This window comes from Streptomyces pseudovenezuelae (assembly GCF_029892565.1).
Classification (GTDB): Bacteria; Actinomycetota; Actinomycetes; order Streptomycetales; family Streptomycetaceae; genus Streptomyces; species Streptomyces pseudovenezuelae_A.
In genome coordinates this window covers 317,551-337,868 of record NZ_JARXVH010000001.1, presented here as the reverse complement: position 1 = coordinate 337,868, position 20,318 = coordinate 317,551, and the positions used below count along the sequence as shown (strand labels likewise).

General features: G+C 71.7%; 16 protein-coding genes. 6 read left to right on the top strand and 10 right to left on the bottom strand.

Translation table 11 applies throughout. The features are described 5' to 3' along the window. Window positions 1-23 precede the first annotated feature (23 nt). From M2283_RS01555 to M2283_RS01545, 3 genes are read right to left on the bottom strand one after another with little or no spacing between them, the layout of a single operon-like run. Window positions 24-800: an ABC transporter permease gene (locus tag M2283_RS01555; RefSeq protein ID WP_280874679.1), complete on the bottom strand. Its 777-nt coding sequence runs from the start codon at window positions 798-800 to the stop codon at window positions 24-26. Next, a complete protein-coding gene (locus M2283_RS01550; protein WP_280874078.1) occupies window positions 800-1,573 on the bottom strand; it encodes an ABC transporter permease in 774 nt (257 codons plus the stop codon). Before M2283_RS01550 ends, M2283_RS01555 begins: the two co-directional genes overlap by 1 nt. Next, window positions 1,570-2,544 carry an ABC transporter substrate-binding protein gene (locus M2283_RS01545; RefSeq protein ID WP_280874077.1) on the bottom strand — a complete coding sequence of 325 codons (975 nt, stop codon included), beginning with the start codon at window positions 2,542-2,544 and terminating at the stop codon, window positions 1,570-1,572. Before M2283_RS01545 ends, M2283_RS01550 begins: the two co-directional genes overlap by 4 nt. Before the next feature lie 159 nt (window positions 2,545-2,703). Here M2283_RS01545 and M2283_RS01540 point away from each other — a divergent pair, with 159 nt between their 5' ends. Beyond that, complete coding sequence (locus M2283_RS01540) at window positions 2,704-3,555, top strand: IclR family transcriptional regulator domain-containing protein (protein WP_280874076.1); 852 nt, start codon at window positions 2,704-2,706, stop codon at window positions 3,553-3,555. Here M2283_RS01540 and M2283_RS01535 read toward each other — a convergent pair. The 3 genes from M2283_RS01535 to M2283_RS01525 are packed head-to-tail and all read right to left on the bottom strand — an operon-like array spanning window position 3,470 to window position 5,636. Continuing rightward, on the bottom strand, window positions 3,470-4,405 hold the full coding sequence (locus M2283_RS01535; RefSeq protein WP_280874075.1) for a PDR/VanB family oxidoreductase: 936 nt from the start codon (window positions 4,403-4,405) through the stop codon (window positions 3,470-3,472). The genes M2283_RS01540 and M2283_RS01535 overlap by 86 nt on opposite strands. Next, window positions 4,402-4,575 carry a hypothetical protein gene (locus M2283_RS01530; protein WP_280874074.1) on the bottom strand — a complete coding sequence of 58 codons (174 nt, stop codon included), beginning with the start codon at window positions 4,573-4,575 and terminating at the stop codon, window positions 4,402-4,404. The genes M2283_RS01535 and M2283_RS01530 overlap by 4 nt, the downstream gene beginning before the upstream one ends. Continuing rightward, window positions 4,572-5,636, bottom strand: coding sequence for an aromatic ring-hydroxylating dioxygenase subunit alpha (locus M2283_RS01525; protein WP_280874073.1), 1,065 nt, complete (start codon window positions 5,634-5,636; stop codon window positions 4,572-4,574). Before M2283_RS01525 ends, M2283_RS01530 begins: the two co-directional genes overlap by 4 nt. Window positions 5,637-5,900: 264 nt before the next feature. Between M2283_RS01525 and M2283_RS01520 the strand changes: the two genes are divergently transcribed. Genes M2283_RS01520 through M2283_RS01510 form a run of 3 tightly spaced genes read left to right on the top strand, consistent with a single transcriptional unit; the run spans window position 5,901 to window position 11,822 of the window. After that, complete coding sequence (locus M2283_RS01520; protein WP_280874072.1) at window positions 5,901-6,887, top strand: hypothetical protein; 987 nt, start codon at window positions 5,901-5,903, stop codon at window positions 6,885-6,887. A gap of 46 nt (window positions 6,888-6,933) precedes the next feature. Next, complete coding sequence (locus M2283_RS01515) at window positions 6,934-8,781, top strand: HSP90 family protein (protein WP_280874071.1); 1,848 nt, start codon at window positions 6,934-6,936, stop codon at window positions 8,779-8,781. A 2-nt stretch (window positions 8,782-8,783) separates the two neighbouring features. Then, complete coding sequence (locus M2283_RS01510; protein WP_280874070.1) at window positions 8,784-11,822, top strand: hypothetical protein; 3,039 nt, start codon at window positions 8,784-8,786, stop codon at window positions 11,820-11,822. Between the two features lie 28 nt (window positions 11,823-11,850). Here the strand turns inward: M2283_RS01510 and ligA are convergent, their stop codons facing one another. After that, window positions 11,851-13,980, bottom strand: coding sequence for an NAD-dependent DNA ligase LigA (ligA, locus tag M2283_RS01505; protein ID WP_280874069.1), 2,130 nt, complete (start codon window positions 13,978-13,980; stop codon window positions 11,851-11,853). A 379-nt stretch (window positions 13,981-14,359) separates the two neighbouring features. Here ligA and M2283_RS01500 point away from each other — a divergent pair, with 379 nt between their 5' ends. Further along, window positions 14,360-14,890, top strand: coding sequence for a lamin tail domain-containing protein (locus tag M2283_RS01500; protein ID WP_280874068.1), 531 nt, complete (start codon window positions 14,360-14,362; stop codon window positions 14,888-14,890). A 118-nt stretch (window positions 14,891-15,008) separates the two neighbouring features. On the opposite strand, the gene M2283_RS01495 is transcribed toward M2283_RS01500, so the two are convergent. The 3 genes from M2283_RS01495 to M2283_RS01485 form a co-directional block, all read right to left on the bottom strand. After that, a complete protein-coding gene (locus M2283_RS01495) occupies window positions 15,009-15,914 on the bottom strand; it encodes a TIGR03620 family F420-dependent LLM class oxidoreductase (RefSeq protein ID WP_280874067.1) in 906 nt (301 codons plus the stop codon). Window positions 15,915-16,025: 111 nt separating this feature from the next. Then, window positions 16,026-17,090, bottom strand: coding sequence for an AraC family transcriptional regulator (locus M2283_RS01490; RefSeq protein WP_280874066.1), 1,065 nt, complete (start codon window positions 17,088-17,090; stop codon window positions 16,026-16,028). Between the two features lie 44 nt (window positions 17,091-17,134). Continuing rightward, complete coding sequence (locus tag M2283_RS01485; protein WP_280874065.1) at window positions 17,135-17,911, bottom strand: alpha/beta fold hydrolase; 777 nt, start codon at window positions 17,909-17,911, stop codon at window positions 17,135-17,137. Window positions 17,912-18,117: 206 nt separating this feature from the next. Between M2283_RS01485 and M2283_RS01480 the strand changes: the two genes are divergently transcribed. Beyond that, window positions 18,118-20,316 carry a protein kinase domain-containing protein gene (locus tag M2283_RS01480; RefSeq protein WP_280874064.1) on the top strand — a complete coding sequence of 733 codons (2,199 nt, stop codon included), beginning with the start codon at window positions 18,118-18,120 and terminating at the stop codon, window positions 20,314-20,316. The last annotated feature ends 2 nt before the right edge of the window (window positions 20,317-20,318 follow it).

Genomic DNA, 20,318 nt, shown 5'->3' with positions numbered 1-20,318 from the left:
GACCGCCCCTTCACGAAGTTCACTCAGGACCGCCGGGTGGAGGCGCGCAGACCGTGGTACCAGCCGAGCACCCGGCGCTCGACCAGTTGGAAGACGACGGAGAGCAGGAAGCCGAGCAGGCCGAGGACGAGGATCCCGGTCCACATGTCGGGGATCGCGAAGCTGCGTTGGAACTGGACGACGGTGAAGCCGATGCCGTTGCTCGCCGCGAACATCTCGCTGATGACCATCAGGATGATGCCGATCGACAGCGCCTGGCGCAGGCCCGCGAAGATCTGCGGGCTCGCGGAGGGCAGGACCAAGTGGCGCAGGCGCGCCGGGCCCTTGACACCGTACGAGCGGGCCGTCTCCAGCATCACCGAGTCCACCGCGCGGACGCCCTCGACCGTGTTGAGCAGGATCGGCCAGACGCAGCCGCTCGCGATCACCACGATCTTCATCGTGTCGCCGATGCCCGCGAACAGCATGATGACCGGAATCAACACCGGTGGCGGCACCGCCCGCAGGAACTCCAGGACCGGTTCGCACACCGCACGCACCCCGCGGTAGGAGCCGATGACGGTGCCGAGCGCCATGCCGACGACGGCCGCTGTGGCGTAGCCCGAGAGGAGGCGCAGGACGCTCGGTACGACGTCCGTGCGCAGCCGGTCGACGGTCCAGACGTCCGGGAAGGTCCTGAGGATCGTCCGCAGCGGCGGCCAGAAGGGGTCGGTGTTGCCGTCCGACGCGGCCCACCACAGGGCGACCAGCACCACGGGCAGCGCGAGCACGAACAGCAGCCGCAGCAGCAGGCGTCCGATCACACCGCCACCTCCCCGCGCACCGACTGGTGCCAGGCCAGCGCCCGCCGTTCCACCGTACGCGCGCCGACGTTGATGAGCAGCCCCAGCACCCCGGTGACCACGATCAGCGCGTACATCTCCGGCACCGCCTGTGAGGTCTGCGCGACGGCGATCTCCTGGCCCAACCCCGGTGCGCCGATGATGAGTTCGGCGGTGATGGCGAGGATCAGCGCCACCGCGGCGGCGAGCCGCACCCCGGTCATGACGTAGGGCAGCGCCGTCGGCCACAGCACATGGCGCACCCGCGCCCAGGTGCCGAGGCCGTACGAGCGCGCCGTCTCCTCGGCGACCGGGTCTACGTCCTGGACGCCGTACAGGGTCTGGACGAGCACCTGCCAGAAGGAGGCGTACACGACCAGGATGAGCACCGACTTCAGTTCGGCGCCGTACAGCAGGACGGCCAGCGGGATGAGCGCCACCGACGGGATCGGGCGCAGGAACTCGATGGTCGAGGCGGTCGTCTCGCGCAGGTACGGCACGATCGAGACGGTCACGCCGACGACGACACCCGCGCAGACCGCGATGGCCAGGCCGACCGCCCAGCCGGTGAGGGTGTCGCCGAGCGCCGACCAGAAACCGTCGGTGGTGACCTCGTCCCACAGGGCCGACGCGATGCGGCTGGTCGGCGGGAAGTAGGCCTCCTTGACGAGACCGAGCCGCGGCACCGCCTCGCCCAGGGCGAGGAAGACCGCGAGCCCGGCCGCGCCGAGCGCGGTGTTCGATCCCCTCACGGCAGCAGCTTGTCGAGGTCGGGGGCCGTCTTGAAGAGGCCGTACTGCTCGCTCAGCTTCTCCAGCGCCTCGATCGAGGAACGGTTCGCGTCGGCAGGCCACTTGGGCAGGGTCAGCGCGGCCAGCACGTTCGCCGGGGTCTTGGTGTACGTGGTGACGATCTGGCGGACCTCGTCCGGGTGGGTGTCGGTGTAGGCGAGGGACTCGGCGGTGGCCTCCTGGAACTTCTTCACGATGGCCGGGTTCTTCTGTGCGTACGCGGTCGAGGTGAAGTACATGGCGACCGTGAGGTCCGGGGCCACGTCGACCATGGGGGAGGCGATCTCGACGGCGCCCTGGAGCTTCATGGTGGTGAGCGCGGGCTCGACCGCCATCGCCGCGTCGATCTGGCCCGAGTCCAGCGCGGCCGGCATCTGGTCGAAGGCCAGCTCGACCAGGTTCACCTTGTCCGGGTCGCCTCCCGCCCTGCGGATCGAGTCGCGCACCACGATCTCGTTGATGTTCTTGAGGGTGTTGACGGCGACCTTCTTGCCCTCGAGTTCCTTCGCCGACTTGATGGGGCTGCCCTTCTTCACCACGAGCCCGCCGAAGTCCTTGCCCTCGACGCCCGTTGAGGCGACGCCGTTGGCGATGGCCTCGATGGGCACGTTGTTGGACTGGGCGACCATCAGCGAGGTCATGTTGGAGAACCCGAACTGGAACTGACCACTCGTCACGCCGGGCACGATGGCCGCGCCGCCCTGCGCGAGCGTCATCGAGAGCTTCAGTCCCTGCTTGCTGAAGAAGCCCTTCTTCTGGCCGAGATAGAGCGGGGCGACGTCGACGATGGGGATGATCCCCACCTTGACGGTGGTGGTGCCGCCGGACGACGAGCCCTTGTCCGACGACGAGTTGGAGTCGTCGGACGAACCACAGGCGGTCGCGACGAGCAGGAAGGCACCGGCGGTGAGACCGGCGAGCAGACGGCGCATGGCTCCTCCTGTGCAGACAACAACGGTGCAACGGTGTTCCGACAGGTCGTGCGCAAGGCGCACAGTAGTGCGCGGACTCGCACAGCCGGAAGGTAGAAGCCGCAACGGGTCGGGTCAATGGGTTCGCCGACAACATTGTTGACACTTTTGGAGGCGGCAATGCCAGCGGGCGCCCGTGCACCACACTTCGTGAGGTCCTTCGAGCGCGGTCTCGCCGTGATCCGCGCCTTCGACGAGGAGCATCCCGCCCGCACCCTGAGCGAGGTCGCCGACACCTGCGAGCTGACCCGCGCGGCCACCCGCCGCCTGCTCCTCACCCTGGTCGACCTGGGATACGTCCATCAGGACGGGCGTCTGTTCCGCCTCACCCCGCGCGTCCTGGAACTCGGCTACTCCTACCTCTCCAGCGTCACCCTGCCGCAGATCGCCGAGCCCCATCTGGACCAACTCGTCGCCCAGGTACGGGAGTCGTCGTCACTGTGCGTCCTCGACGGCGACGACATCGTCTACGTGGTCCGGGTACCGACCCGCCGCATCATGTCCGCCACGATCACCCTCGGCACCCGATTCCCGGCCCATGTGACGTCGGTGGGCCGGGTCATCCTCGCGTACCTCCCGGACGAGGAGGTCGACGCCCGGCTCGCCCGCGTGGAACTGCGCCCGCTGACCGACCGGACCATCGTCTCGGCGCGGGCCCTGCGGGCGGAGCTGCGCCGGGTGCGCCGACAGGGGTACGCGATCGTCGACCAGGAACTGGAGGAGGGGCTGCGATCGGTCGCCGCCCCGGTGCGGGACCGGGACGGCATGGTGGCCGCGGCCGTCAACATCGCGGTGCCCGCGGGCCGCACCTCCGTCGAGTCGATCCGCCGCGACCTGCTGCCGCACCTGTTCGCGACGGTCGACCGGATCGACGCCGACCTCGCGATCACAGGTCCAGCACGAGCCGCTTCCCCCGGCAGCGCGACACACAGATCATCATCGTCTCGCCGCCCGCCCGCTCCTCTGCGGTGAGCACCGAGTCCCGGTGGTCCGGGACGCCGTCGAGCACATCGGTCTCGCAGGTGCCGCAGGTCCCCTCGGTGCAGGAGAACAGCACCTCGACACCGGCGGCGCGGACGGCGTCGAGCACGGAGACGTCCGGGGCGACCGTGACGGTACGCCCGCTCTGCGCCAGCTCGACCTCGAACTCGCCGTTCTCACCGCCCTGTTGGACCTTCGGCTGGAACCGCTCGACCCGCAGCACCGGCGCCGGACACCGCTCCTCCACCGCGTCGAGCAGCGGCCCGGGACCGCAGCAGTAGACGAGCGTGCCCTCGGGCAGGTCGTCCAGCACGGAGGCGAGGTCCAGCAGCCCGGTCTCGTCCTGCGGGGCGACGGTGACCCGGTCCCCGTACCGCCCCAACTCCTCCGTGAACGCGATGGATTGCCGGGTCCGCCCGCCGTAGAGCAACGTCCATTCCGCACCCGCCGCCTCGGCCGCGGCCAGCATCGGCAGGATCGGGGTGATCCCGATCCCGCCGGCGACGAATCGGTACCGGGGCGCCGGCTCCAGCCGGAAGTGGTTGCGCGGCCCGCGTACCCGGACCTTGTCGCCCTCCCCCAACTCCTCGTGCACATGGGCGGATCCACCCCGCCCGTCCGGCTCCCGCAGCACGGCGATCCGCCAGGCCGTATGGTCCGCGGGGTCCCCGCACAGGGAGTACTGCCGCTCCAGCTCCGGACCGAGCACGACGTCGATGTGGGCACCGGGCTCCCAGGAGGGGAGTTGCTCGCCGAGCGGGTGGCGCAGGGTGAGGGCGAGCACGCCGTCGGCGGCGAAGTCCCTTCCGGAGACGACGAGTTCGGCTTCGTACGCGGTCATGAGTCGTGTCCCTGCGGTTCGTGTCCGTTCGGGTGGGCGAGCATCCACTCCCACATCTTGATCGGATCCTGCGAGGTGTGTTCCCGGCCGCAGTGGCACGTACCGTGCAGGACGTCCGTGCCGGGCAGCCAGTCGATGCGGTAGACCTCCCCGGTGGGGCTGCCGCTCACAGCACCTTCTCCACGGGCTTGTCGCCCTCCTCGACCAGCCGGGCGAGGATGCGGCGCGCGGCCAGGCCGCCGGTGTCGATGTTGATGCTGAGTTCCTGGTAGCCCGTCCGCTCCGAACCGAGCGTCTTCTGCAGGAGGTTGAGCGCGTCGACGTCCTGCATCACGACGGTGTGGTTGTTGCCCCGCAGGAACTCGGTGACCTCGGCGTCCTCCGTCGCCCAGTCGCGCGAGACGGCCCAGAAGTCGTAGACGTGACCGTCGGCGGAGGGCGTGATGGCGTACGTGATCTCGGTGTGGAAGCCGTTCGGATCGCTGCCGTCGGCCTCCGGCACCACACCGACCGGCGCGATCCGGCTGTGCAGCAGATACAGGCACGGCGCGTGGTACTCGATGTCCTGCCAGCGAGTGATCCGCCCCTCGATCCCGGTCGAACGGGCGTAGAACGGCGGGCACTCGGCGTCGTCCATGTGCCGGCTCACCCGCACGATCCCGGCGCCCTCGTCGACCTCGGTGGTGATCGGCGTCTCGGCGACCTCGGGCGTGCCGATGTACCCGCCGTGCAGATACGTCTCGTGGGAGAGGTCGAGCAGGTTGTCGACGAGCAGCCCGTAGTCGGCGTCGATCGGCTCCATCCCGGAGACGGTGACCCAGCCCGGGGAGTCGAGGTGCCGGGCGCGCGGGATGGTCCCGGCGTCGGCGAGGGCCGGGTCGCCGATCCACACCCAGATCAGCGCGTCCAGCTCGACGACCGGGTAGGAGGCGACGCGGGCGGTACGAGGTATGCGTTTCTGCCCGGGCACGTACACGCAGGCGCCGCTCGTGTCGTACGTGAACCCGTGGTACCCGCAGACGATCCGGTCCCCGTCGAGCCCGCTCTCGGAGAGGGGGTAACGGCGGTGCACACAGCGGTCGTGCAGGGCGACGGGGGTTCCCTCGTCCTCGGTGCGGTAGAAGACCAGGGGCTCACCGAGGATCGTCCGGCCGAGCAACTCCCGGCCGATCTCGTGGCTGTAGGCGGCGACGTACCACTGGTTCCTGGCGAAGGCGGTCGTGTGCGGCATGGCGATCCCGTCCCTGAGAGCGGGGCGCCCTCGCCCCGCGTGCCGTGGTTGGGACCAGCGTCGTGACGCGCGCGACAGCTCGGCAAGACGGCTTCTGTCAGGCGGAAGGGATTCCCTGGAGGCGCTGATCGGAGCGTCGGCTCGGCGAGCGGACGGGACCTGGCCCGGAAGCGTGGAGCACCGGTGAAAACCCTGTGGAAGCGGTGTCGGTGGTGCCGTTTATGCTGCTCCGGACGATCACGCGGGACCAGGGGAGGGCGCGGCATGTTGGGGAAGCTGTTCGGGAGAGGTGCGGAGAGACCGGCGGAGGATCCGCACGCCCTTCCCGGCCCGCGCCTGCAGAGGAACGGGATGTACACGCTGCGCGCGCTCGGGGACACGCGGGTGCTCGCGCTGGTGGAGGCGGCCGACGCGGGTGACTGGGAGGCGGTCAAGGCCGCGCTGGCCCCCTTCGACCTCGGCCGTGAGCACCAGGTGCTGGGCGAACTCGCCGAGCTGGACGGGGTGCAGGACTGGATCGGCCGGGCCGTCGAGGAGGACAAGGAGCACCGGGCGACCGCCCTGCTGATATCCGGGGCGCGCCACATCAGTTGGGGCTGGGAGGCGCGCACCGCCGACCGTGCCGTGAACGTCACGCAGGAACAGTGGCGGATCTTCCACGAGCGGCTGCACATAGCCGAGGAACAGCTGCTGGAGGCCGCCGAGTTGAGACCCGAGTGGGTCACGCCGTGGCGCCGTCTCCTCACCTCCGGCCGGGGCATGTCGCTGGGCCCCGCCGTCAACGAGACCCGGCGCGACGCCGCCCTGCGCCGCGACCCGCTGGACCTGGAGACCCACATCGAGTGGCTGTCGTACCTCCAGCCCCGCTGGAGCGGCGAGCCGGGCCAGGCCCTCGCGTTCGCGCGTGAGGCGTTCGCCGGCGCGCCCGAGGGACACCGTCTCGGCTGTGTGATCGCCATGGCCCACATCGAGAACTGGGTGGAGTCGGACAACAAGAACTGCCTCGTGGCCCCCGAGATCCAGGACGAGTTGCTGGACGCGGCCGAGCGCAGCATCCTCCACCCCGGCTACGCGCGTTTCCCGGGCTGGCAGGAGGACTTCAACACCTTCGCCATGGCGTTCTCGCTGGCGTCCTCGCGCAGCGCGTTGCCACGCGTCTTCCAGCAGCTCCGGGGCGCCTACACACCATGGCCGTGGAAGTACATGGCGCAGCCGGAAAAGATGTACGCCCGCGCCCGGCGCAACGCCTGATCCACCCCGCCCGCCGCTCGTCGCTCACCTCACCCCGGACTGCCCGATGACACTGCCCGACACCCCTTTGAGCCCGGCCGGCGCCGACCGCACCTTCCAGGTGGATCTGCGCGGCCTCGTCGACCTCCTCTCCCATCACCTCTACTCCAGCCCCCGCGTCTACCTGCGTGAACTCATGCAGAACGCGGTGGACGCGCTGACCGCCCGGCGGCGCCTCGAACCCGCCGCGCCCGCCGACGCGTTCGGCATCCGTCTCTACGCCGACGGATCCGTCGTACGCGTCGAGGACGACGGCGTCGGTCTCACCGAGGCCGACGTGCACACCTTCCTCGCCACGATCGGCCGCAGCAGCAAGCGCGCGGAGAAGATCGCCGAGCAACGGGCCGACTTCATCGGTCAGTTCGGCATCGGCCTGCTCTCCTGCTTCCTGGTCGCGGACGAGATCCACGTACTGAGCCGGTCCGCCGCCGCGCCCGACGCGCCCGTCGTGGAGTGGCGGGGACGCGGCGACGGCAGCTACACCGTCCGCACCCTGCCCGCCTCCGCCCGCCCCCGGCCCGGCACCACCGTCACGCTGACCCCGCGCGCCGACGCGGGCGAGTGGACCCGCCCGGTCCAAGTGCACGCGCTCGCCCGGCACTTCGGCTCCCTGCTGCGCCACCCGGTGACCTTCGACGACGGCAAGGGCGGCACGGGCACGTCCGTCAATCCCGAACCGGCGCCCTGGGCTCGCACGTACCCCACACCGGGAGCCCGCTCCCGTGCGCTGGCCGCGTTCGGCGAGGAGACCCTCGGGTTCACCCCGCTGGACACCATCGAGCTGGACCTGCCGGCGGTCGGCCTCAAGGGCATCGCGTGCGTCCTGCCCGAGGCGGTGCCCGCCGGACGCCGGCACGGCCATCGCGTGCACGTCAAGGGCATGCTGCTGTCCGAGCAGGCCGAGGAGATCCTGCCCGAGTGGGCCTTCTTCGTCCGCTGCGTCGTCGACGCCGAGAGCCTGCGCCCGACGGCCTCCCGCGAGTCCCTGTACGAGGACGACACGCTCGCCGCCGTCCGCGACGCCCTCGCCGAGCGGCTGCGCGCGTGGATCGCCCGGGCCGCCGCCAGCGACCCGGACCTGCTCGCCCGCTTCCTCCAGGCGCACCACCTGGCCGTGAAGTCGCTCGCGGTGCACGACGACGAGATCCTGCGGATGCTGCTGCCCTGGCTGCCGTTCGAGACCACCGACGGGCACAGCACCCTCGACGAGTTCGCGCGCACCCACCGCACCGTGCTCGTGACCTCCAGCGTGGAGGAGTTCCGGCAGGTCGCGGCGATCGCCTCGGCCGCCGGGCTCGGCGTAGTCAACGGCGGCTACACCTACGACCGTGAGCTGGTCCACCGGCTGCCCGAGATCAGGCCCGAGGTCAGCGTCGCCGACCTCGACCCGGCGACCCTCACCGCCCACCTCGACCCCGTCGACCGGGAGACGGAACTGGCCGCCGCGCCCTACCTCGCCCTGGCCCGCGACGCCCTCGCCGTCTTCGACTGCGACGTCGCGCTGCGCACCTTCCACCCCGCCTCCGCGCCCGCCCTCCTGGTGGACAGCCGCGAGGCCCGGCACGAGCGCACCCGCTCCCAGCTCGCCCGCGAGTCGGAGGGCGGCCTGTGGGGCGACATCCTCGGCGCCCTGCGCCAGGAGGCACCGCGCGCCCAGCTGATCCTCAACCAGCTCAACCCGCTGGTCCGCACCGCCGTCTCCATCGACGAGCCCGAGCTGGCCCGCACCAGCGCCGAAGCCCTCTACGGGCAGGCCGCGATGCTCTCCCGGCGCCCGCTGCGGCCCGCCGAGTCGAGCCTCATCAACCGCTCCTTCCTCGACCTTCTCGCCCACGCCCTCCGAAAGGACAGCTGACGATGCCGACCGCACCCCACCCCCAGAACACGGACGAGCTGTTCCAGGCGCTGCAGGAGAACGACCGGCGGCCCTACGGCCGCACCCGCACCGTCACCGCCGAGGAGCTCGTCGACGCCGCAGAGCAGTTCGCGGAGCCCGTCCCGCTCATCCACGCGCTGCTCGAACTCCAGGAGGCGTACACCTACGGCTCCGAACCCCGGAAGTCGCCCGTCGTCTTCGCCCGGCTGCTCACCCTCTTCGACGAGCAGCCCGACGTCTTCGACGAGCGTCTGCGCCACATGCTGTTCTGGCGGTTCAAGTGGGTGGCCACCGCGCTGCGCGCACTGCCCGAGATGCCGCTGGCCAGCCTGCGCCAGTGGCTGCAGGAGATGCGCGACCGGTACGAGAAGGCCGACCTCGGCCTCCAGCCCTACTACGGACAGGCCTACCAACTCGCCGTCCACACAGGCGAGGACACCTCCCTCGCCTACGAGCTGTGGGCGGGCCGCACCCGCATCAGGCTCAGCGACTGCGAGGCCTGCGAGATCTGCGAGCGCGCCCTGTACCACCTCACGGCGGGCGACGACGAGCGGGCGCTGAGCGCCTGGGAGCCCGTCCTGGCCGGGAAGGAGTCCTGCCAGGAGGAGCCGGCCCGCTCCGTCTCGTACGCGCTGCTGCCCCTGCTGCGCACCGGCCGCACCGACCGGGCCCGCGAACTGCACCTGGTCGGCTACCGCGGCTGCCGCCGCAACCCCTCGATGTCCACGGAGGTCGGCCGGCACCTGGAGTTCTGCGCGCTGACCGGCAACGAGGCCCGCGGCCTGGAACTGCTCGCCGAGAACCGGAACCTGTTCGACGACGTCGACTCGCCGATGGACCAGCTGGGCTTCCTCACCGGCGTGGAGGCCCTCCTCCAGCGCGTCGAGGCCCTCGGCCACGGAGAACTGCCCACCGCCGGGTACCCGGGCCGCAGCTGGACGGTGGCCGCCCTGCGCGCCGAGGTGCGCGGTCGCGCGGACGACCTGGCCGCCCGCTTCGACGCCCGCAACGGCACCACGGCCCACGCCGACCGCCGCCGGGCCCGCCTCGACCGCGCCCCGCTGCTGGACGCGCTGGACCTGACCCTGCGCACCCGCAGCCTCGACGACGTGGCCACGGCCGCGCCCGCCGCCCCGCGTGCGGACGCCGACCTCCCCGACTCCCTGCCCGAACTCATCGTCCGGGCAAGGGAGTTGGACCGGCAGGGACACCCGGACGCGCAGGCCTGCTGGGCGCGGTTGCGTACGCTCGTGGCCGCCCGGGACTACACCCACCCCGACGATCCGGCCGCGGGCCCGCTCGAACAGCTGCGCGCGGACCTGCTGGCCGACGAGGCGAGCCGGGCTGGCGACAAGGACGAGTTCGCCGACGCCGCCGCGCTCCACGAGGAGGCCGCGGCGCTGTACGACGACGCCGGAGCGGCGGGTGACGCGGCGCTAGCCCGAGCCTGCGCCGTGCTCGCCATCGCCGAGATCCCCGCGGAGGACGCCGGGGGAGCCGAGGCGAGGACCGCGGATGCCGCCGTGGAGGGAGCTGAGGCGACGGGCACGGACGGAGCCGAGGCGAAAACCGCCGTTGAAGCCGAGGTGAAGGCTGCCGCTGGGGTCGAGGCGAAGGTCATCGCGCTGACCGCCGCCCACGCCTCGGTGGTCCGTCTCCACGAGGAGACGCCCGGACTCGCGCCGTACCAGGAGGCCCGGCTGCTGCGGCTGCGCGCGACCGCGCTCGGCCTGCGCCTGCAGGCCACCGGGAGCGACGAGCATGTCGCGCCGCTCCTCGCCGAGGTGGACCTGCTGCAGGACTTCGCCACCCGGCACGACGTCGGCACACAGATCTCCGGCGCCCTGCTGATGCGGGCCAGCGCGCACGCCCTCTCCGGCGACCTGCCCGCCGCGATCACCGAGATCGACGCCCTCCTCGGCCGGCTGAAGGCGCGGGGCCCCGCCTGGCACCTGCCCCGGACGCTCGGCCTGCGCGGCCGGCTCCAACTCGGCCTCCGGGACGCGCAGTCCGCCTACGACGACCTCACCGAAGGCCTGCGGCTGGCCGCCGAGTGGCCGGCGGACAGCGTCGACACCTCCCGACTCCAGGGCGATCTCGCCGAAGCCGCCATGCGCCTGGGCCGACCTGACGAGGCCTTGCGTCACCTGACGCGCTCGGCGGAGGTGGCCCTGCGCCGCGGCAGCCGGACGGAGGCGTTCTGCTCCTACAGCAACGCGGCCCAACTCACCCTGGACCTGGGCCGCGTCGAGGACTGCATCGCGCTGCTCGACTCCCTGCTGGCCGAACCGGACGTCGTCTCAGGGGAGTTGGACGACCGGCTCGTCGCCCAGCTGCGCCTGACCCGCGCCCGTGCGCTGCGCGCGGGGGAGGACCTCAAGGCCGCCACGGCGGAGTTCGTCACCCTCGCGGCCGCGTCGGCAGGCTGGGACGACGACCCGGGCAGCCACGCCATGATCGCCGCGGAGACCGCCGTACTCCTCGGTGAGTCCGGCGAGTTCGGCAGGGCCCGCGAGGTCGCGGACCAGGCGATCGCCGCCCACGCCAAGGACCCGCGCTACGAACAGCTCAGCAGCTGCCTGCGCGAACTCGCCCGCCTCCAGGCCCAGCAGCAGGGCCCCGACGGCCTGTCCGACGCGCTCCGCTTCCTCGACGACGCGGGCCGGATCGCCGAAGAGGCGGCCGCCGCCGAGTACCACTACCACGGCCGTTCCCTGGACTCCGCCCTGGCCTACGAGCACGGGCGGGTCAACGCATACGCGGGCGAGTACGAGGACGCGCTGGTCGCCCTGGAGAAGGCGCTCTCCCTGCTCGGCGAGCCTGGAAAGGACGACGAACGCGTCGGCGAATGGGCCGAGTGCGTCCGCCTGGCGGGCGCCGTGGAGGGCCTCTACCTGGAACGCCCGGCCCCCGCACTCACCCGCCTCGACGCGGCGGTCTCCCGACTGACGGCCCTGGGCCACACCGAAGTGACCGAGGACCTGACCTCTTTGGCGGCCCGGCTGCGCGACGAGGAGTAACGCGGAGAGGGGCGGAGAGGTGCGCCGATCAGTCGACGAAGTCGGCGACCAGGGTGGCGAATTCGTCCGGGGTGACCAGGCGGATGCCGAGCGTCTCGGCCTTGGCGCGCTTGGAACCGGCGCCCTCTCCGGCGACCACCAGGGTGGTCTTCTTGGAGACGCTGGAGGAGGAGCGGCCGCCGGCGCGCTCGATGAGCTCGTTCATCTGGTTGCGGCTCAGCTTCTCCAGCGGGCCGGTCATCGCGCCGGTGACGACCACCGTCATCCCGGTCAGCGGTCCGCTGGCGGCCTCGGCGGCCTCCGTCTGGCCGTCGGGGTCGGCGTCGGTGTCGGAGCCGGCGTTCGCGTCGGTGTCGGCATCGGCGTCCTGCGGGGGCGGCGGAGTGGCGCCGGGCTCGGTCATGTTCACCCCGGCAGCCGCCAACTTGTCGATGAGCGGGGCGAGTTCGGCGACCTCGGCGACGATGGACGGCGCCTTCTCGGTACCGATGCCGTCGACCCGCTGCATCGCCTCGGCGTCGGCGGCGCGGATGTGGTCCATCGTGGCGAAGTACCGGGCGATCCGGCGGGACATGGAACGGCCGGTGCCGCGGATCCCGAGCGCGCACAGCACCCGCGAGAGCGGCTGCCGCTTCGCCGCGGCGATCCCGGCCAGGAGGTTGTCGGTACTGGTCTCGCCCATCCGCTCCAGTTCCAGGAGTTGCTCGCGGGTGAGGGCGAACAGGTCGGCGAGGTCGGTCACCAGGCACGCGTCGACGAGCTGCACCACACGGGTGTGGCCGAGGCCCTCGATGTCGAGCTGGTCGCGGCCGGCGGCGTAGGAGAGGGCGGCCACCAGGTGGCAGTTGCGCCCGTTCTCACAGCGCCAGCGCTGCTCGCTGGTGTCGATGCCGGCCCCGCAGCGCGGACACACCTCGGGGAAGGCGATGGGCTGTTCCTCGCCGGTGCGCAGATGGGCGACGGGGGCCTCGACGCGGGGAATGACGTCGCCGGCCCGGTGGACCATGACGTGGTCGCCCAGGCGCAGATCGCGACGGGTGATGTCGGCCGGGTTGTGGAGGGTGGCGTAGGTGATGGTGGCGCCGTCGATCTCGACCGGTTCGAGCACGGCGCGCGGGGCGATGATGCCGGTGCGGCCCACGTTCCACTCCACCTCCAGGAGGCGGGTGATCTTCTCGACCGCGGGCAGTTTGTAGGCGATCGCCCAGCGCGGGGCGCGTGTTCCGGAACCGGCCGTCCGCTGGTCCTCGGCCAGGTCGGCCTTGATGACGATCCCGTCGATGCCGAACGGCAGCTCGGCCCGCAGGGCGGCGATCTCGCGCACCCGGGCCAGCACCTGCTCGACCGTGTCGGCGGTGGTGCCGGGCACGGCGGTGGTCGCGGTGGTGTTCACCCCGTACGCCGCGGCCTGCGCCATCAGGTCGCTGTGCGCGAGCTCGCCCAGGCGGTCGGCGAGCGCGGGCTCGGTGTCGGGCAGGGGCAGCAGACCGTAACCGAAGAACGTCATCGGCACGGTGTAGGCCCGCTCCCTGGCCCGCAGGGAGCCCGCGGACGCACCGCGCGGGTTCGCGAACGGCTGACCGCCGTGCGCGGTGCGCACCTCGTTGGCGTGCTCGAACTGGGCGCTGGTCATGAGGACTTCGCCTCGTACCTCGATGGTGACCGGCTCGGCCAGCTCCACGGGCAGCCCCTCGATGGTGCCGATCGCGTGCGAGACGTCCTCCCCGGCCGTCCCGTCGCCCCGGGTGATCAGCTGTCTGAGGCGGCCGTCGGTGTAGCGGGCCGCGATGGCGAGGCCGTCCAGCTTCGGCTCGATACTGAACTGCTCCACGTCGTGGCCGATCCTCCGGGCCAGCGACGCGGTCCAGGCGGTGAACTCCTCCGGCGAGAACACGTTGTCCAGGCTCAGCATCGCCACCGTGTGCGGGACATCGCCCTCCACGGCGCCACCGGCGACCTTCCCGGTCGGCGAGTCGGGCAGCACCTGCTCGGGATGGTCGGCCTCCCATGCGGCGATGCCGCGCACCAGCCGGTCGTAGGCGTCGTCGTCGAGCACGGACGTGTCGCCCGCGTAATAGGCGGCCGAAGCCTTCACCGCGTCCTCGACCGCCTGTGCGTAGGCGGCGGCATCCACGATCACTGCAGCTGGTGTCGTCATGCCCTCCATCCTGCCTGCCACCACTGACAACGCCCCCGGAGCGATTCCACGGCCTCACCGGCTGTTACTCACTTTCGGGTGACGGCCCTCGGCGAGGTGGGGTGGCGTGGTGTGGCGAAAACGGGGGTGCGGCCAACTGCCGCACAGAGACGGGTCGTCAACCTCGCGCATACACGACATACATGGACAGTGCAGTCGAGAGTTACGGATACATGGTCAACAGGCAAAAGCATCCACGATTCCCACCCGTGTCCCGCACTCGGTGGACAGAGTGTGGGTGTGAGGCCGACCGGCCGCACAAGCACACCGCACCGAATCTCTCGGGGACAGTCATGACCGCTGCTCTCGAGAGGGTGCCCGCACTATGCAGGGGGACTCTGTGTCCGATTCCGCTTCTGTCACCGCCCGCCGTCTCACCGCCGCCGCACTGGCCGCCGGTGCCCTGGTGTCGGTGGTGACGTTGCCGGCGTCCGCGGCCGACCACGCCCGACCGCACGGGCCGAAGGTGAAGATCTCGGCCCTCCAGTACGACTCCCCTGGACGCGAGGACCGCTCCAACCGTTCGCTGAACAACGAGTGGGTGGACCTGACCAACACCACCCGCGACGCGGTCAACCTGAACGGCTGGACCCTCAAGGACGACCACGGCCGCACGTACACGTTCCACCACTACCGCCTGGCCCCCCGCGCCACGGTCCGCGTCCACTCCGGTGAGGGCCGCGACACCCGTAAGGACCTCTTCCAGGACCGCCGAAACTACGTGTGGGACAACGACCGCGGCACCGCCACCCTGCGCAACGACCACAACCGTCTCGTCGACGACTTCTCCTGGGGCCGGCACCAGGGTGGCGGCCACCAGGGCGGCCACCAGGGCGGCGGCCACGGCGGCGGTCACCAGGCCCGCCGCTGACACCGCACACCACTTGGGGGGTGCTGAACAGGTAGCTCACATCGGGCAATGAGCAGGCGGCGCGTCGGACCTACGGGTCCGGCGCGCCGCCTGCGTCGTGCCCTGCGCGCGGGGCCGGTCAGGCGCCCACGAGCGCGGGTGCGAGTTCCCGCCACGGCTCGGTCGGTACCTCGAAGGCCGATTCCATCAGGACCTGGACGCAGACGTGGTCGGCCCCGGCGGCGAGATGCTCGCGCACGCGACGGAGGATCGCCGCCTCGTCGCCCCAGGCGATGAGCGCCTCGGCCAGCCGGTCGGAGCCGCCGCGGCCGAGGTCCGTCTCGTCGAAGCCGCCCCGCAGCCAGTTGTTCCGGTAGTTCGGCAGACCGGTGTAGATCTCCAGGTGGGTGTGGGCCCGGCGCAGCGCGGTCTCGCGGTCCTCGGTGAGTACGGCGCCCATCTCGACGGCCACGAGCTTGTCCGGCCCGAGCGCCGCCCGCACCTCGGCGGTCTGTTCCGGCGTCACCAGATACGGGTGGCTGCCGTCCGCGAGTTCGCGGGCCGCCTCCAGCATCCGGGGCCCGAGGGCGGCGATCAGGACGGGCGGGCGCGCTGCGTCGGCCTCGGCGGCGTAGAAGGTCGCGTCCGCCATCGCCGTGAGGTACTCCCGCATGGCGGCGACCGGTTTGGCGTAACTGCCCCCGCGCACCCGCTCGACCAGGGGCCGGTGGCTGACCCCGAGCCCGAGCACGAACCGCCCGTCGTGGGCCGCGGCCAGGGTGCGGGACGCCGCGTTGGCCGCGACCGCGTCACGGGCCCAGATGTTGGCGATGCCGGTGGCCACGCGCATGCGTCCGGTGGCGGCGAGCAGCAGCCCCGCCTGAGTGAAGGCCTCCCGCCCGTAGGCCTCGCCGAACCACAGGGTGCCCCACCCCTGGGCCTCCAGCTCCGCCGCGATCTGCCCGGCCGCCGCCGGAGGCACCGCGTCCAGGCTCGCGGTCCAGATCCCCACACGCCCGAGCCCCGCTTCTACGGCCACTGTCATGCTCCGCCTCTCCGGATTCGATGCTCGTACGGTACGAGTTCGGGCCGGGCGGATGCCGTGACCGTGCCGCTCAAGGTCGTTGACCCGGGCGTTCGTTCCAGGGCAGGTCGGTCAGCCGCCGGGTTGGTAGGCGCGGGGAGCCGAGCCGGTCCAGCGTTTGAAGGCGCGGTGGAAGGCACTCGGCTCGGAGAACCCCACCTGCCGCGAGATCTCCTCGATGGAGACGGCGCCCGTGGCCAGCGCCGCGATGGCCACATCGCGCCGCAGTTGATCGCGGATCCGCTGGAACGAGGTGCCCTCCGCCGCCAGCCGCCGACGCAGGGTCTGCGTACTCACCGCCAGCCGCGCCGCGACCTCCTGCGGGTCGGGCATCCGGTCCGGCAGCGACTGCCCCAGCAGTCGGCGCACCTGAGCCGCGGTGGTGTCGCCGTAGTCCCGGCGGGCGAGCACATCGCCCGGAGCCCGGCGCAGGAAGGCACGCAACCCGGCCTCGTCCTGGAGCACCGGTCGATCGAGGATCGCGCGGTCGAGGACGAGGGCGGTGCGCGGGGCCAGGAACGTGCACGGAGCACCGTAGAGCAGGTCGTACTCCAGCGAGTGCGGTGGCGCCGGGTGGCTGAACTCCACCCGGGTGAGGTCGATCCGTCGGCGGATCAGCCAGCCCGCGAAGCGGTGCGCGACGACGGTGGCGGACTCGGCGAGGTAGTGATCGGGATCGTCGAAGCCCGTGAGGTCGAAGACGACGCGCGCCTCGCCGGTCTCCTGCCCCAACTCCCCAGGCTCCTCCTCCAGTTGGAACCGGGGTCCGCCGGGGAACAGCCCGTAGAAGGCGCTGGCGCGGTTCAGCGCGGTCCGCAGGTCGGGGCTGCAGTGCACCACGGCGTGGCACATCATCGCGAAGGTGCCCACCTTCAGGGGCCCGGGCCCGAGGCCCTGCAACTCGTCGTCGAGGGCCTGCCACACCGCCTGGGTGAGCCGGGCGAACTGCCGGGGCGACACCCGGGCGAGCGGCACCTCCAGCAACTGCGCCGGGATGCCCGCCCGTTCGAGGAGCACGGTGACGTCCACGCCGTGCCGCTCGGCTCCGCGCAGCGAGGCCCGCACGTGGTGGACGGCGACCGAGCGGACCGGTGAGTCGTACGAGGGAGGCGTGTCGTCCTCCGGTGGTGCGGCCATGATCGCCGATCGTAGGGAACCCGGTTCGACTGCCACTCGGAGCGTCAGCTCTTGGCCGTGGCCCGCAGGATCAGCCTGGTGATCACTTCAGGGTGGGCCACGAGCGACAGGTGGCCCGAGTCGACCTCGATGGTCGTGGCGCCCATGCGCCGGGCCATGAAGCGCTCCAGGTCGGGATCGATGGTGCGGTCGTTCTTCGAGACCGCGTACCAGGACGGCCGCTGGTGCCAGGCTGCGACGCTCGTGGTGGGCGCGGCGGTCGAGAGCGGGCCCTGGGCGGCGTAGAGCGTCAGGGCCTCCTTCCTGGGGACGCCGTTCGCGAAGTCCCTGAGGAATGCCGGCTGGTTGATGAACTTGAAGCCGCCCGAGGTGATGATCCCGGAGTTCACCGGAGGGGTGGGGAACTTCGCGGCGAGCGCGGCGAAGTCCTCGCCGGCCTCCGGGGCGCGGGCGGCGACGTAGACGAGGCCGGTGACGTTCGGGGCGAGTCCGGCTTCGGAGATGACGGTGCCGCCGTACGAGTGAGCGACCAGGACCGTGGGCCCGTCCACCCGGGCCAGGGCGAAGTTCGTGGCGGCTACGTCGTCGGCCAGGGAGGTCAGGGGGTTCTGCACCGCGATGACGTTCAGCCCCGCCGCCTGGAGCAGCGGGATGACCTTCGCCCAGGAGGAGCCGTCCGCGTAGGCGCCGTGCACGAGGACGACATTGCGTACCGCGGGCTTGCTGCTGCGGGTCGTCGCGCGGGCCGTCGTGGCCCCGGCGAGCGTGGCCGCTGCGGCTCCCGCGCTCACCGCTGAGAACTGGCGTCGATTGATCACCATCGTTACCGTCCTTCGTCGATCTTCCCTTATGGGCGAATTTACCCGGAGGTGGTGGCCGGGGTCGGAACCGGCTCCCTGGTACGAGAAGGACCTGGGGAGGTTGGAGTGGCGCAGGCGCTAGCCTGATGCCGCTGAACAGCTGTGCGGCGCAGCAGGGTTGGAGAGGGTAACCGGCGATGCCACCAAGCACCGGGGAATCGGGGCCCATGGGGTCCATAGGCGGCTACGCGCTGATCGACCGGCTCGGCAGCGGCGGTATGGGCGTCGTCTATCTGGGACTGTCGGCCTCGGGGCGGCAGGCCGCGGTCAAGGTCGTGCACGCGCAGTACGCGCTGGACGAGGAGTTCCGGGCCCGGTTCCGGCAGGAGATCGCGGCGGCGAGACGGGTGAGCGGCGCGTTCACCGCGCCCGTCGTGGACGCCGATCCCGAGGCCGAGATGCCGTGGATGGCGACGCTGTACGTGCCGGGCCGCACCCTGGCCGAAGCGGTGGAGAAGGAGGGCCCGTTGGGCGGGCGGGCGCTGCGCATGCTGGCGCTGGGCCTGGTCGAGGCGCTGCGGGACATCCACCAAGCGGGCGTGGTGCACCGGGACTTGAAGCCGAGCAACGTGCTGATGGCCGAGGACGGCCCGCGCGTCATCGACTTCGGCATCTCCCGCGCCGCCGACAACCAGGCCCTCACCGTGACCGGCCGGCTGATCGGCACCCCGCCCTTCATGTCGCCGGAGCAGTTCTCCTCGCCGAAGGACGTCACCGCCGCCTCGGACGTGTTCTCGCTCGGCTCGCTCCTCGTGTACGCGGCCACCGGCAACCGTCCGTTCGACGGCGCCAGCCCGTACTTGACGGGCTATCAGGTGATGTACGAGCAGCCCCGGTTGGACGGAGTGGCGGAACCGCTGAGGAGCATCGCCGCCCGCTGCCTCGACAAGAACGCGGCGGAGCGCCCCCAACTCGCCGAACTCCACCGCCTGTTGCTGGACCTGCCGGACATGACGGACCCACCGACGGTGACAGGACACCGGAGAGCCCCTCGGCGGCCCGGCGGCACGACTGTCGTCCCCGCGGCCGGTGGAGCCGGTGCGGGTGTCCGTGGGCGTCGGGTACGGCGGCTCGTCGTCCTCGGTGCGGCGCTGGCCGGCACCGTGGTGTGCGCGTCGACGGCGTACTACCTGACGCCCGCCTCCACGAGCCCCGCCGACCCGGCCGCGCCGGCGTCCGAGGCCGGCGGCTCCGCATCCCGCGCCGCGGCGCTGCCCGCCGGGTGGCAGCCCTGGCGGACGAGCCTGGTGCGGGCCGTGAAGGACAAGTCCCTGTCCGTCAACGTGGACAGCGTGCAAGCCGGTTGTGCCTCCGCCGGTTCCTCCGTGTACTGCTCGGGGACCGGCTTCACGGTCGGCCGTCTCGACGCCGCCACGGGGCGCGTCAAGTGGCGGTTCGGCAGCAGCCCGCAGAGCGCGGAGCGACCCCTCGGGGTCCGCGACGGGATCGTGTACGGATACGACCGGCCGGACGAGACCGAAGTGAACTCGGCCCAGCGGGTGTTCGCCCTCGACGTCGAATCCGGGGATCCGGTCTGGACCCGGACGGTCGACGCGGGCTCGCCCGCCGCCCTGTTCGACGGCGGCGCCCTGGCGATGACAGAAGGGGGCAAGGAGTTCGTCGCCCTCGACGCCAGGACGGGCAAGGACCTGTGGCGGTCACCGGTGAAGTCGTCGGCCGGCACCAACTGCGCCCCGCTGGTCCTGGGCGACGCCCCCTACGGCGTGTGCGTCGACGCGAACGACCCCACCCAGGGCCAGGCCGCCTTGCTGCACCTGGACCCGGCCGACGGCACGGTGCACGAACTCCACACGCTGCCCCTGAGCGCGACGCCCCTCGGCGACGTAGGCGGGCAGCCGCTGTTCCTGGTGCCCCAGCAGGCGGAGTGGGAGTCGAACGACGGGCGGGACGAGGCGTACAAGAGCCTGTTGCAGGTGGACCCGAGCAGCGGCAGGGCCGTCCGGCTCCCGCTGGCGGGCACCCCGCGCGGCACCGCCACCCTCGTCGACGGAACCGTCTACTTCGTCCGCCCCGACGGGACCGTCACCGCGAACAGGGCGTCCGACGGTGCCCGGCTGTGGCAGCAGGGGACACAGATCGAGAACCTGTCGGCGCCGGTCCTGTCATCGACGTACGACGACCTCTACTTCGCCAACCGCTACGGCCGGTTGCTCGCGCTCGACCGGAAGACGGGCGCCGAGGCCTGGACCACGGACAAGGTGGACGACCTGGGTACCTCGGCGGAGGACCGGATCCCGAGCCTGGTCCTGGTGAAGGACGCGATCGTGGCCGTCGCGGGCGACAAGGCCTTCTCCGTGAGCTCCGACCGCCTCTCGGGCTCACCGACGCCGTCCGCCGTCAACTGACC